Annotated in this window: 11 protein-coding genes; 7 read left to right on the forward strand and 4 right to left on the reverse strand. The window is 68.5% G+C overall.

Going from position 1 to position 13,017, the window contains the following annotated elements; translation table 11 throughout:
- Positions 1-85: 85 nt before the first annotated feature.
- Together O5O54_RS06640 and O5O54_RS06645 are read left to right on the forward strand one after the other, a co-directional pair.
- Positions 86-1,351, forward strand: coding sequence for an efflux RND transporter periplasmic adaptor subunit (locus O5O54_RS06640; RefSeq protein ID WP_279479996.1), 1,266 nt, complete (start codon positions 86-88; stop codon positions 1,349-1,351).
- Positions 1,348-4,500 (forward strand): efflux RND transporter permease subunit, encoded by a 3,153-nt coding sequence (locus O5O54_RS06645; protein WP_279479997.1) that lies wholly within the window; start codon positions 1,348-1,350, stop codon positions 4,498-4,500. Before O5O54_RS06640 ends, O5O54_RS06645 begins: the two co-directional genes overlap by 4 nt.
- Positions 4,501-4,504: 4 nt before the next feature.
- Here O5O54_RS06645 and O5O54_RS06650 read toward each other — a convergent pair whose 3' ends face one another.
- Positions 4,505-4,720, reverse strand: coding sequence for a hypothetical protein (locus O5O54_RS06650; RefSeq protein ID WP_279479998.1), 216 nt, complete (start codon positions 4,718-4,720; stop codon positions 4,505-4,507).
- 102 nt (positions 4,721-4,822) lie between these two features.
- On the opposite strand from O5O54_RS06650, the gene O5O54_RS06655 reads away from it, so the two are divergent.
- From O5O54_RS06655 to O5O54_RS06665, 3 genes are all read left to right on the forward strand, one after another.
- Complete coding sequence (locus O5O54_RS06655) at positions 4,823-5,731, forward strand: LysR substrate-binding domain-containing protein (RefSeq protein WP_279480000.1); 909 nt, start codon at positions 4,823-4,825, stop codon at positions 5,729-5,731.
- Positions 5,732-5,745: 14 nt separating this feature from the next.
- Complete coding sequence (locus O5O54_RS06660; RefSeq protein WP_279480001.1) at positions 5,746-7,560, forward strand: ABC-F family ATP-binding cassette domain-containing protein; 1,815 nt, start codon at positions 5,746-5,748, stop codon at positions 7,558-7,560.
- A 155-nt stretch (positions 7,561-7,715) separates the two neighbouring features.
- Positions 7,716-8,870 carry a D-alanyl-D-alanine carboxypeptidase gene (locus tag O5O54_RS06665; protein WP_279480002.1) on the forward strand — a complete coding sequence of 385 codons (1,155 nt, stop codon included), beginning with the start codon at positions 7,716-7,718 and terminating at the stop codon, positions 8,868-8,870.
- 3 nt (positions 8,871-8,873) lie between these two features.
- On the opposite strand, the gene O5O54_RS06670 is transcribed toward O5O54_RS06665, so the two are convergent.
- Entirely contained in the window at positions 8,874-9,320 is a 447-nt protein-coding gene (locus tag O5O54_RS06670; protein ID WP_279480003.1) for a ferritin-like domain-containing protein, read from the reverse strand.
- Positions 9,321-9,397: 77 nt separating this feature from the next.
- Positions 9,398-10,324 carry a manganese catalase family protein gene (locus O5O54_RS06675; RefSeq protein WP_279480004.1) on the reverse strand — a complete coding sequence of 309 codons (927 nt, stop codon included), beginning with the start codon at positions 10,322-10,324 and terminating at the stop codon, positions 9,398-9,400.
- Positions 10,325-10,657: 333 nt separating this feature from the next.
- Here O5O54_RS06675 and O5O54_RS06680 point away from each other — a divergent pair, with 333 nt between their 5' ends.
- Together O5O54_RS06680 and O5O54_RS06685 are read left to right on the forward strand one after the other, a co-directional pair.
- The gene (locus O5O54_RS06680) at positions 10,658-12,058 is read left to right on the forward strand and encodes a DEAD/DEAH box helicase (RefSeq protein ID WP_279480005.1); all 1,401 of its coding nucleotides are present in this window, start codon (positions 10,658-10,660) and stop codon (positions 12,056-12,058) included.
- 114 nt (positions 12,059-12,172) lie between these two features.
- Positions 12,173-12,490 (forward strand): polyhydroxyalkanoic acid system family protein, encoded by a 318-nt coding sequence (locus O5O54_RS06685; RefSeq protein ID WP_279480006.1) that lies wholly within the window; start codon positions 12,173-12,175, stop codon positions 12,488-12,490.
- A gap of 19 nt (positions 12,491-12,509) precedes the next feature.
- On the opposite strand, the gene O5O54_RS06690 is transcribed toward O5O54_RS06685, so the two are convergent.
- Positions 12,510-12,962, reverse strand: coding sequence for a hypothetical protein (locus O5O54_RS06690; protein WP_279480007.1), 453 nt, complete (start codon positions 12,960-12,962; stop codon positions 12,510-12,512).
- Positions 12,963-13,017: the final 55 nt, after the last annotated feature.

Consider the following 13,017-nt stretch of genomic DNA (forward strand, 5'->3'; position numbering starts at 1 on the left):
CGGATCCGCATGTCGCCTTGTTCCAGCCATGCGTCCGTGAGCTCTGCCGCCTCGATCCATCGCCTTCGCCCAACCAAAGGTTCTCATGGCCGTTCTCCGACAGATCGTCGTCACGCTCGTCCTCGTCGCCGCGGCCGGCTGCGCCTGGCTCTACCTGTCGCCGGCACCAGGCCGCTTCCTTCTAGCCGACGACCGGCTGCCGGAGGCATTGCGTCCCTTGGTGAGCGCCCTGACGCCCGCCGACGACGAGCCGAAGGTGGGCGCGACGCAGGGCGGACGCGCAGGTCGGCAGGCGCCTCTCGTTGCGGTCGCCAAGACTGAGCCCATGATCACGCGGGACAGGCTGCGCGCGATCGGCTCCGGAGAGGCGCTGCGGACCGTGGCTGTGCGGCCGGATGCGTCGGGCATCATCAAGTCCCTGCCCCTGCGCTCCGGCGACGCCGTGGAGGCGGGCGCCACGCTTGCCGAACTTCAGGACGACGCCGAGCGGATCGCCGTGGACCGGGCGCGCATCGCGTTGGCGACCGCCGAAGATCAGCTCGCCCGTTACGAGACCCTGTCCACCACCGGCGCCTCCATCACCTCGGTCCAGCTCGAGGAAGTACGCCGCGCGCGCGACGCCGCCGCCCTCGACCTCCAGGCCGCGGAAGTGGCTCTGGACAAGCGACGGATCACTGCCCCCATCGCTGGATATGTCGGCCTCGTCGAACTGGACATCGGTGCCCTGGTGGACAGCTCGACCCTGATCGCAACCGTGGACGACCGATCCAAGCTGCGCATCGTCTTCGACGTGCCGGAGGCCTTCGTGTCCCAACTGGCCATCGGCCACCCGATTTCCGCCGTGCCCGCCACCCGTTCGGGCGACGCATATCAAGGTATCATCACCGCGCTCGACAGCCGCCTCGACCCGGCCAGCCGCACCCTGCGCGCGGAAGCGACGATCGACAACGAGGACGACCGCCTGCGCCCCGGCCTCTCGTTCTCGGTCGAGATCGGCTTCGAAGGCCAGTCCTATCTCGCGGTCGATCCGCTCGCGGTCCAGTGGGAGCGCACCGGCCCGTTCGTGTGGGTCGTCGAGAACGAAAAGACGCGCAAGGCCCCGATCGCGATTATCGAGCGCAACGTCGATGCGGTTCTCGTCGCGTCCGACACGCTGAAGGCCGGCGACACGGTGGTGACGGAAGGCGTCCAGCTCCTTCGCGAGGGCGGGACGGTGCGGGTGCGCGAGACCACCGGCACGGATGCCGTGCCGAGCGACGGCAGCCCGCCGACCGCCGAGACGTCCCAACCCGGACGACGGGCGGAAGCCGGCACGCTTCTCGTTCCCGCCGCCGGGGCGGCGACCCGATGAGCGGCGACGCGGCCAAGCCCGACGGTCTGACGGCCCTTACCTCGCTGTTCATCCGCCGGCCGGTCTTCACGATCGTCATCAATCTCCTGATCATCGTCGCCGGCCTCGCCGCCTTCAACGCGGTGGAGATCCGGGAGCTTCCGAACGTCGACCGGCCGGTCATCACGGTGAGCACCAGCTTCCAGGGCGCTTCGGCCGAGGTGGTGGATCGGCAGCTCACGAGCACGATCGAGAGCGCGGTGGCGCGCGTGGCGGGCATCGCCTCCATCTCGTCGTCGTCACGCTTCGGCCAGAGCCGGGTCACGGTGGAATTCACCGACTCGACCGACCTCAACGTCGCGGCCAGCGACGTTCGCGATGCGGTTGCGGGCATCGCCAACCAGTTGCCGAACGACGCCGACGAATCGCGCATCGTGAAGGCGGACGCCGACGCCGATCCGATCATGCGCCTGGCCGTCCTCTCCAACACCCTGCCCATCGAGGACCTGACGACGCTGGTGGACGACCGCATCGCCGACCGCATCGCGGCGGTCGAGGGCGTCGCGGACGTGGATCTCTCCGGCGAGCGCGAGCGTCTCGTCTATATCGACGTGCGTCCGGACGAGTTGGCGACGCGCGGCCTGACGCTCGGCGACGTTTCGAGCGCGCTGGCCAATGCCGCGTTCGACCAGCCGGCCGGCCAGTTGGAATCCCCGACGCAGAACCTCGTCGTGCGCGCCGATGCCGGCCTGTCGACGCCCGAAGCCTTCGGCGCCGTGTTCCTCAACGCCAACACGCGCCTGCGCGACGTCGCCTCCGTGCGCTTCGGCCCGGACGAGGCCGCCTCCAAGACGCGCGTCAACGGCGAGACCGGCATCGGCATGGGCGTGATCCGGCAGGCGGGCTCTTCGACGCTGGCGATCTCGGAGGGCGTGCGTGCCGCCGTCGCCGAGCTCAACACGTCGCTGCCGCCGGGCACCCGCGTTCTCGTCACCTCGGACGAGGCGACCTTCATCAACGGCTCGATCCACGAGGTGCAACTGACGCTGGCGCTCGCCATCGTCATCGTCGTGGCGGTGATCTACGCCTTCCTGATGAACTTCCGGGCGACGCTGATCCCGACGCTCACCATCCCGATCGCGCTGATCGGCGTGGTGGCGGGCATCTACCTCGTCGGCTTCTCCGTCAACATCATCACCCTGCTCGCGCTCGTGCTGGCGACCGGCATGGTGGTGGACGACGCGATCATCGTGCTCGAGAACATCATCCGCTGGCGCAACATGGGCTTGTCCGTGCGCGCGGCGAGCGTGGTGGGTACGCGCGAGGTGTTCTTCGCCGTCATTTCGACCACCGCGACTCTGGCCGCCGTCTTCATCCCGATCTCGTTCCTGCCCGGCGTCGCCGGCGGTCTGTTCCGCGAGTTCGGCTTCGTGCTGGCGATCTCCGTTACGCTCTCTGCCTTCATCGCCCTCACGCTCTGCCCGATGCTGGCGGCCAATCTCCTCGGCGAAGCCGAGGCCGAGCGGCGGCCGGGACCGTTGAAGCGCGCGGCCGAACGCCTCGGCGGTCGGCTCGCCGGCATCTACGCCGCCGCCTTGCGCAAGGCGCTCGCCTATCCGCTCGCCGTGATCGTGGTGTCGGCGATCCTTGCGGGCGCGGCCGTCATCACCTTCACCAACCTGCCGCAGCAGCTCACGCCCAACGAGGATCGCGGCAGCGTCCTCATGAGCATCTCGGCGCCGCAGAGCGCCAGTCTCGACTACACCGACACGCAGATGCGGCGGATCGAGGAAATCGTGCTGCCCTACGTGCAGAGCGGCGAGGCGACCGGCGTCTTCGCGCGCATCGGCACGGGAACCGGCAACGGCGCCTTCATGGTCCTGACGCTGGCGCCTTGGGACAAGCGCGAGCGCACCCAGCAGGAGATCGCCGCCGAACTCAACCGCGCCTTCGCGGACATTCCCGGCGTCCAGGCGCGAGCGATCCAGCCCAACTCGCTCGGCATCCGCGGCGGCGGTCGCGGCCTGCAGTTCGCGCTGGCCGGGCCGACCTACCAGACGCTTTCGGATGCCGCGACGTCGCTGGAGGAAGCGATGAACGCCGACGGGCGCTGGGGACGGGTGCAACTCGCCTTCGACACGACGCAGCCGCAGCTCACCGTCGAGATCGACCGCACGCGTGCCTCCGACCTCGGCATCGACATCGACGGGCTCGCCTCGGCCGTCCAGTCGCTGCTCGACGGGCGCGAGATCGGCACGACCTATGTCGACGACCGCGCGGTCGATATCCACATCGTCTCGACCTCGCAGCCGATCAACGATCCCGGCGACCTCGCCAACATCTTCATGAAGACCGGCGACGGACGCTTCGTGCCCTTGTCATCGATCGCCACGATCAAGGAGGAGGCCGTCGCGCCGACGCTGGCGCGCGAGGACCAGTCGCGCTCCGTCGCCATGTCGGCCGACCTGCCGGAGGGCTTCTCCATCCAGCAGGCCTGGGATCAGGCGCAGGCGTTCGCGGTGGGCAAGCTGCCGGACAACGTGCGCATGGTGCCCCTCGCAGAAGCCGCGACGCTGGAGGAAACGTCGAGCGGTCTTGCCATCGTCTTCGGCTTCGCCATCGTGGTCGTGTTCCTCGTCCTGGCGGCGCAGTTCGAGAGCTTCGTCTCCGCCATCATCATCATCGCCACCGTGCCCTTCGGCGTCGCCTGCGCGGTCTACGCGATGGACTTCTTCGGCGAGACCCTGAACCTCTACAGCCAGATCGGCCTCGTGCTCCTCGTCGGCATCATGGCCAAGAACGGCATCCTGATCGTGGAGTTCGCCAACCAGCTCCGCGAGAAGGGACGCACGGTGCGCGAGGCGATCGAGGAGGCTGCGATCATCCGCCTGCGCCCGGTCATGATGACCATGATCGCGACCATCGTCGGCGGCGTGCCGCTGATCTTCTCGGCGGGCGCCGGCGCGGAGGCGCGCGTCTCGCTCGGCTACGTCATCGTCGGAGGCCTCGGCCTCGCGACCATCGCCACCCTGTTCCTCACCCCCGTCGCCTATCTGGCGCTGGCCCGCTTCTCGAAGCCGCAGGCAGAAGGCGAAGCGCAGCTTCGGCGCGATCTCGCGGCGGCCGAGGCACTCGGCAAGGGCGACGGCGCGGCGGTGCCAGCGGAATAGACCGTCAGAGCCGCCGCTCCCACTCGGCCCGCCCCCGAACGGGCCGGGCCGACGGGTGATCCCGCTCGATATCCGCATGGAGCGCGAGGGGTAAGTCCCTTCGATCCCAGCCGAGCCGCTGCCACCAGGATCGCAGGCGCTGGCGCCATGTCGGAGCGGTCAGGTCCGCTTCAGGCGCGCGGCGGCGATCCTCGAAAGCGTCGGGCGGAACGTGCTTCATGGCTGGGGCCTCGGCTCGGGTCTGTGCCGGAAAGATTGCCGCGGAAGGGATTGCCGATCCAATCGAAGCTCGGCCATGATGCATAAGGAGACCTTATGCATCATGGCTCGTTCGCTCCCGCCCCTGTCTGCCCTGCGCGCCTTCGAAGTGGCGGCACGCCATCTCAGCTTCACCCGCGCGGCCGAGGAACTCGGCATGACGCAGGCGGCGGTGAGCTATCAGATCAAGCTCCTGGAGGAGCGCGTGGGGGCGCCGCTCTTCCTGCGTGGGCGACGGCAGGTCACCCTGACGCCAGGCGGGTCTCGCTTTGCGGCGGAATGCACGTCCTCGTTCGAGCGCCTGTCGGCGGCCTATGCCGACCTCTGCGGTTCGGCGGCCGGTCTCCTCGCGATCAGTTCGGTCCCGACCTTCGCAAGCTACTGGCTGGCCCGGCATCTCGGCTCGTTTCAGCTCCAGCATCCGGCAACCGCCGTGCAGCTGACGAGCACCCGGCACATCACCGATTTCGAGCGCGAGCCCGTGGATATCGCGATCCGTGCCGGCACGGGACATTGGCCAGGCCTGACGGCGCATCTTCTCGTTGCCGTGGACTACGCGCCGATGCTCAGTCCGAGCCTGGCGGCCCGGCTCGGCGGGATGCCCGCATCGGCGGCGGATCTCCTGCGCTTTCCCTTGGTCAACACGACCCACGAATGGTGGGACCTCTGGTTCTCGATGATGGGCGTCGAGCAGGCGGGCAGCGACCGGCGCAACGGGCCGACGCTCGGCAGCCAGGATCTCGAAGCCATGGCGGCCATTGCAGGCCAAGGCGTCTCGCTGCTGACGCCCTTCTTCTATGCGGAGGAGGTCGCGGCGGGCCGTCTCGTCCAGCCCTTCGAGCCTCTCTATCCGATCGGGAGAGGCTATTATCTCGTCTATCCCACCGCCCGCCGTGCCGTGCCAAAGATCCGCGCCTTTCGCGATTGGATGCTGGGGCATTTCCCGACATCTTCCCATCCCGAAGCCCGATAGGCTAGAAGCCCGCCATGGCCCCTCCCCCGCTTCTCCGCCTCGACGGCGTGCGCCTGACCTTCGGCGGCACACCCCTTCTCGCCGACGTCGAACTCGGCGTCCTGCCCGGCGACCGGATCGCGCTGGTCGGGCGCAACGGGTCGGGCAAGTCGACGCTGCTCAAGATCGCCGCCGGAACGGTGGAGCCCGACGGCGGCGAGGTGTTTCGCCAGCCGGGTGCCACGATCCGCTATCTCGCGCAGGAGCCGGACTTCGGCGACGCGCCCAGCGTCGAGGCCTATGTCGCGGCCGGGCTCGGGCCGGCGGACGACCCCTATCGCGTCACGCGACTGATCGAGGGCCTCGGACTGCGCCCCGACGCGCGGCCGAACGACCTGTCGGGCGGCGAGGCGCGGCGCGCGGCGCTCGCCCGCGTGCTGGCGCCCGAGCCCGACGTGATCCTCCTCGACGAGCCGACCAACCATCTCGACCTTCCGACCATCGAATGGCTGGAGGAGGAGGTCGCCTCGATCCGCTCGGCCGTCGTCATCATCAGCCATGACCGCCGCTTCCTGGAAAAGACGACGCGGGCGACCGTGTGGCTCGACCGGGGCCGCGTGCGGCGCATCGAGGAAGGGTTCGGCGCGTTCGAGGCCTGGCGCGACAAGGTGCTGGAGGAGGAGGAGCGCGATCTTCAGAAACTCGACCGCAAGATCGTGCGCGAGGAGCACTGGCTGCGCTACGGCGTCACCGCGCGGCGCACGCGCAACGAGCGGCGGCTGGCGGGTCTCCATCAGCTGCGCGCCGACCGCAGGAACGCCCGCCGTGCCACGGGCACGGTGGAAATGGTGGTCGGCGACACGCGCGAGAGCGGCAAGCTGGTGATCGAGGCCAAGGGCATCGCCAAGGCCTATGGGACGCGCGTCCTCGTCGAGAACTTCTCGACGCGCATCCAGCGCGGCGACCGGGTCGGCTTCGTCGGGCCGAACGGCGCCGGCAAGACGACGCTTCTCAAGATGCTGATCGGCGAGGCGGAGCCCGACCGGGGAACGGTGCGGCTCGGCACCAATCTCGACCTCGCCTTTCTCGACCAGAAGCGCGCGTCCCTGCGCGACGACCTGCCCGTGTCGGAGGCGCTGACCGACGGACGCGGCGACCAGGTCATGGTCAACGGCGAACCGAGGCACGTGGCGGGCTATCTCAAGGACTTCCTGTTCCAGCCCGAGCAGATTCGCACGCCCGTCGGCAACCTCTCGGGCGGCGAGCGCGCGCGCCTGCTCCTGGCCAAGACGCTGGCGACGCCCGCCAACGTGCTCGTTCTCGACGAGCCGACCAACGATCTCGACATGGAGACGCTGGATCTCCTGCAGGAGCTGATCGCCAACTATCCCGGTACGGTGCTTCTCGTCAGCCACGACCGCGACTTCCTCGACCGCACGGTGACGAGCGTCATCTCGCCCGAGGGCGACGGGCGCTGGCTGGAATATGCCGGCGGCTACACCGACATGGCCGCGCAGAAGCGCGGCGCGCAGGCGGAAGCCCGGAAGGCCGAGAAGGCCGCCGCCAAGCCTGCCGCCGGCGCCCCGGCGGCTCGTCCGGCCTCGCAGCCGAGCGCCAAGCTCTCGTTCAAGCAGAAGTTCGCGCTGGAGAATCTCCCGAAGGAGATCGCCAGGCTCGAAGCGGCGATCGCGAAGGCCGAGGGCGAAATGGCCGATCCCGCGCTCTTCTCCAAGAGCCCCGATCGCTTCGCCAAGCTCGCCAAGGAGAGCGAGGCCAACCGAGCCGCGCTCGCCAAGGCCGAGGACGAATGGCTGGAACTCGAAATGCTGAAGGCCGAAATCGAGGGCTGACGCAGCACACTTGCTTGCCCCTGCGATGTTTCGCCGGGCGCGCAAGGTTGCCGTTCACCCCGCGTTCACCAAGTTCTGCTGTGATTCCGTTAACCTCCTGGGCAAGGATGCGGCGTGGCCCTCGGGCCGCGCCCGAAGCATAAGGATTTCTCGGCATGACACGGCTGGCGCGCATCTCGAACTCCATGAAACGCCCGCTCCTCGCCCTTCTCCTGGGGCTCAGCCTGTCCGCCTCCGCCCATGCCTTCGAGACCACGGCGCGCTCGGTGGTGCTGCTCGACTTCAACACCAACACCGTCCTGTTCGAGAAGAACCCGGACGACGAGGTGCCCCCGGCCTCGCTCTCGAAGCTGATGACGCTCCTGATCGTGTTCGACGAACTGAAGCGCGGCGCGATCCGGATGGACGAGACCTTCCCGGTGTCCGAGCACGCCTGGCGCACGGGCGGCGCGGCGTCCGGCGGCTCGACCATGTTCTTGCCGCTGAACTCGCAGGTGAGCGTCGCGGACCTCATGAAGGGAATCGCGATCCAGTCGGGCAACGACGCGACCATCGTGGTGGCCGAAGGGATCGCCGGCTCGGTGCCGGCCTTTGCCGAGATGATGAACCGCAAGGCGCAGGAACTCGGCCTCACCCATTCCCACTTCGTCAATCCGCATGGGCTTCCCGACCCCGGGCAGCGCGTGTCGGCGCGTGATCTCGTGACGCTCGCCACGCACATCATCCGCACCTACCCCGAGCACTATCCCCTTTTCTCGGAGGAGGAGTTCACCTTCAACGGCATCACCCAGCGCTCGCGCAACCCGCTCCTCAGCCTCGGCGCCGACGGCTTGAAGACCGGCCACACGGCGGAGGCCGGCTATGGGCTCGTCGCCTCGGCCAAGGACGACACGGGGCGGCGCATCGTCTTCGCGATGACCGGCATGAAGAGCGTCAACGAACGGGCGACCCAGGCCCGCGCGCTGATGACGCTCGGGCTTCGCGGATTCGAGAACGTGGTGATCCTGAAGAAGGACGAGACGGCCGGCGAGGTGCCCGTGACGGGCGGCGTGGCAACGAGCGTGGCCGTGCGCGCGGCCGACGAGATCCGCTTTATCAAGCCGCGCGGGTCGGGCTCGCCCTACAAGACCGAGATCGTGCCCGTCGGCACGATCGAGGCGCCGGTGGCGGAGGGGCGGCGCGTCGCGCAGATGAAGATCACCCGCGACGGGCAGGTGGTGCGCGAGGAACCGTTGTACGCCGCCGGAAATGTCGAACGCGCCGGAATCCTCCAGCGCGTCCAGGAACAGGTGATGGGCTACTTCCGGTAGGACTCAGCTGGCGGCGGCCGCGTCCATCCAAGTCTTGTGCCGATCCTCGTCGGCATAGGCCTTCGCGAAATAGGCCTGCGCCTCCGGGCTGGCGGCCGCGTTCTTCGACGCGTGGTCGTAGGCCATCTTGGTCTCGATCTCGTTGGTCGACATGGCCTTGAGGATCGACCGGTCGCCGATGATCGAGGCCAGCGCGACCTTGCCGGTGGTTAGGTACTCCTTGAGGTCGCCCTCCTGGGGCGCTGCGACGCCGAGCTGCCCGGCCATGCGTGTGAGTTCGGCGACATGCGCCTCGTGATCGCCCTTGAACTCCGCGATCTTCGCCTTCGAGGTTGGGTTCTCCAGCCGGTCGATGGTGGACTGGTAGGCGGCGATCGCGTCGTGCTCCAGGATCAGGAGGTTCTGGACGAGCTTCTCGAACGTGCTCTCGGTTCCGACGGTGGTGACCATTCGCTGTCTCCCGTTTTGTCTCTTGCGGGTTTGTGGGGAGAGGGGCCGATGCCGAGGCGGACGGCCCGCCTCGGGGTTCAGCGCGACGCCTTGTAGAGCTTCTGCGCGATCTCGAACATTTCCTCCGGCGCGTAGTCCGGAGTGAAGGCGCTAGGCACGCCGGTCAGCTGGTGGATCTTGCCGCCCTCGGGCATGCCGTCCACAACCTCCAGCTCGCCCGGAGGGTCGTCCGGCAGCGCGACCTCGCCGTTGCCCCAGATGCCGGCCATCTCCTTGTAGTCGTTCGGGCTGAACGTATAGAGGCGGCGGTGCGAGCCCTCGTCGAGGTACTTCTGGCACTCCGGAATCTTGGAGAGCGGGATGTTCGGGGTCGGCAGGAACTTGTCGAGGTCGACGCCGGTGATCTTCTTCAGCGCCAGGGCGTAGGCATGGGCGTGGACCGAGCCGCGCACGAGGAGATAGCCGCAGACCTCGCGCCCCGTCGGGTCGCTCAGCGTCTCGTAGACGCGCAGCTTATGAAGGCGCGCGCCGCATTCGAGATGGAAGTTGTGGAGGAGGTCCACCACGATGTTGCCCGTCGTGGTGATGAAGTCGTTGTTCCAAGACACGCCGTTGGAGTTGACCGGCATCGCGCCGCCGCCGCCCGACAGGAAGGCCGCGGCGTTGCGCATGTCCTTCATGTCCTCGAAGGGCGCGCCCGAGATGTCGCCGCCGTCGCCGGCGTCTCCGTCCTTCTTGTCAGGCCCGTTGGCGAGCATGGCGACGCCGTTGGAGACGAGCTCGACATGACCGAGTTCCTCCGCCGTGATCGCGGCGACGAGGCTGTAGAACGGTCGGAGCTTGGCCTTGGAGCGGAAGTTGAAGCTCTGGAACATGTAGTTCCCGAGCGTCGACATTTCGCCGTACTTGCCGCCGAGCAGCTCCTGCAAGGCGGCGGCGGCGTTGGGATCGGCCCTTTTCGGTGCAGGCAGGTTGGCCTGCAACTGATCGACGCGCATGAACATGGACGGTCTCTCCGGGGGATCGGTCCGGGCTCAACCGTGGGGCCGACGGGGCCGTTCCGCGCTGTTTGCATACCCGGGCATGCATAGCTGGCCATCGGCAGACGCAGGGCGCGAGCGGCTTGACGCAGCGCACAAGAGAGCGGATATAGGGGCCGTCATGCCGCGCTTGCGCTGCGCCCGCCTTTGATCCCGCCCCGGGACACCGAGCCGAGCGCCAACCGCCGGAGCTCGTTTCAGAGCTTCGGCCGCGGTCCGTGCCGTTCCGTTCCCGCGCAGGAGCGTTCGGCCGATCTCCGGGACGAGACGTCCCGGCATTCCAGTCAAAGGCATTCCTTGACCCAGACGAATTTCCAGGCGCTCGGCCTTGCCGATGCGCTCCTGTCCGCTCTTGCCGACATGGACATCACCACCCCGACCCCGATCCAGGCGCAGGCCATCCCGGCCGTGCTGAAGGGGCGCGATGTCCTCGGCATCGCGCAGACCGGCACCGGCAAGACCGCCGCCTTCTCGCTGCCCATCCTCGACGCCCTGATCAACAAGGGCGGCAAGTCCAAGCCCGGCGCGCCGCGCGTGCTGGTGCTGGCGCCGACGCGCGAGCTGGCGCTTCAGATCGCCGAGAACGTGAAGGGCTTCACCGCCGGCACGCCGATCCGCCACATGACCGTGTTCGGCGGCGTGTCGATCCGTCCGCAGATCGAGACCGCCCGCCGCGGCGTCGACATGGTCGTCGCGACCCCGGGCCGCCTCCTCGACCTCATCGACCAGAAGGCGATCACGCTCTCGGCGATCGAGCATCTCGTGCTCGACGAGGCCGACCGCATGCTCGACATGGGCTTCATCCGCGACATCAACCGGATCGTGAAGCTCGTGCCGGAGAAGCGCCAGTCTCTGCTCTTCTCGGCCACCATGCCGCAGAACATCGCCTCGCTCGCCGCCAAGATCCTGAAGGATCCGATCCGCGTCGAGGTGACCCCGGAGGTCGTGACGGTCGAGAAGATCGACCAGAGCTTCTTCCTCGTGCCGCAGAAGGCCAAGAAGCACTGGCTGATCAAGAATCTGCCGGGCTTCGACAAGACGGTGATCTTCACCCGCACCAAGCACGGCGCGAACCGCCTGTCGGAAGACCTGAGCAAGGCCGGCATCGAGGCGCTCGCCATCCACGGCAACAAGAGCCAGGGCGCGCGCCAGAAGGCGCTCGGCCAGTTCCATGCGGGCGACCTCAAGGTGCTGGTCGCCACCGACATCGTGGCGCGCGGCATCCATGTCGACGACATCACCCATGTCGTGAACTTCGACCTGCCGGAAGAGCCGGAAAGCTATGTCCACCGCATCGGCCGCACCGCGCGCGCCGGCAAGTCGGGCGTCGCGGTCACCTTGTGCGATCCGTCCGAGCGCGCCAAGCTTCGTCAGGTCGAGAAGCTGACGGGCCTGCGCTTCGACGTGCAGACCTCGGAGTTCTCCGACGCCTCGGCCTTCGCCGACGAGCCGCGCGAGAGCCGTGGTCCGCGCCAGCCGCGCGGCGGCCGGCCGGCCGGCAACAAGCCCCGCTCGGAAGGCGCGCCGCGCCACCAGCCGCGCGGCGCCAAGCCCGGCGAGCGCCGCGGCCAGCCGGGCGGAGCGCCGGCGGGCGGCAACCAGCGCAACGGCGAGGAGCGCGCCGCCCGGCCGAACGGCCAGCAGCGGCGGCGTCCGCGCCGGGGCGGCGGCGGTGCGCCGCGCTCGGCGACGGCCTGATCGGGACATTTGGAAAGGGCGCCGCGAGGCGCCCTTTTCGTATCCGGCGGTTGCTCGGCGCGTCCGCCTTCGCCATATGCCGGGGAGCAAGGACGCGACGAGGAGACTTCGCTGATGGCCGAGACGGTCAAGGTCGACATTCCGCACAAGCTGACGCGCGAGACCGCCCGTCAGCGCATCGCCGAAGGGTTCGGGCGCATCCGCTCGGAAGCCACCGGCGGCATGCTGAAGTTCGAGGACCAGTGGACCGGCGACCATCTCGACTTCCGCGCGCGGATGATGGGCCAGTCGATCGTCGGGCGGCTCGACATCCTGGACGACCACGTCCATGTCGAACTCGATCTGCCGGGCTTCCTCGCCTCGCTGGCGGGAAAGCTCACCGGCAAGATCCAGAAGGAAGGCCAGGTCCTTCTCGAGAACAAGCCGGCCTGAGGCCGGCCTTTCCGGGCGATCAGGGATCGGGCGTGTTGGCGCTGCGCAGCGTCGCCTTGTCCGCCGTGACCGTGCCGCCGAGCGACGTGCCCTCGATGGCCTTGACGGTGCCGAGCCCCGGCACGGTGGAGCCGACCTTGACGCGCACGAGCTCGTCCCGCGTCGCCAGGAGCGCCTCGTCCTGGAAGATCATCACGATCTGGTAGTCGGTCGGCACCGGCTCGCGGTCGCGCACGATCGTGGGCGCCGGCATGGCCTCCGCATGGGCCGCCTCCCCGACCGAGCCCGTCTCGATCAGGTCGAGCTTGGGCGGCATGCGCGCGAGCGCGGCCTGCTGGAAGTAGTCCGGGGACTGGATCGAGACCGTATAGGACCAGGTGAAGAACGAGGTCGAGCCGATGGCGAGGCAGACGGAGCAGAGGGCGATGGTCCAGTCCGCGAGCGTCCAGTCGCTGCCGATCTTCGTCAGCACGGCAGGCCTTCCGACGGAACGGCGAACCAGGGAAAGCTCGGGCGGCTGAGGCGCG

It is taken from the genome of Aureimonas sp. SK2, from assembly GCF_029813115.1.
Classification (GTDB): Bacteria; Pseudomonadota; Alphaproteobacteria; order Rhizobiales; family Rhizobiaceae; genus Aureimonas.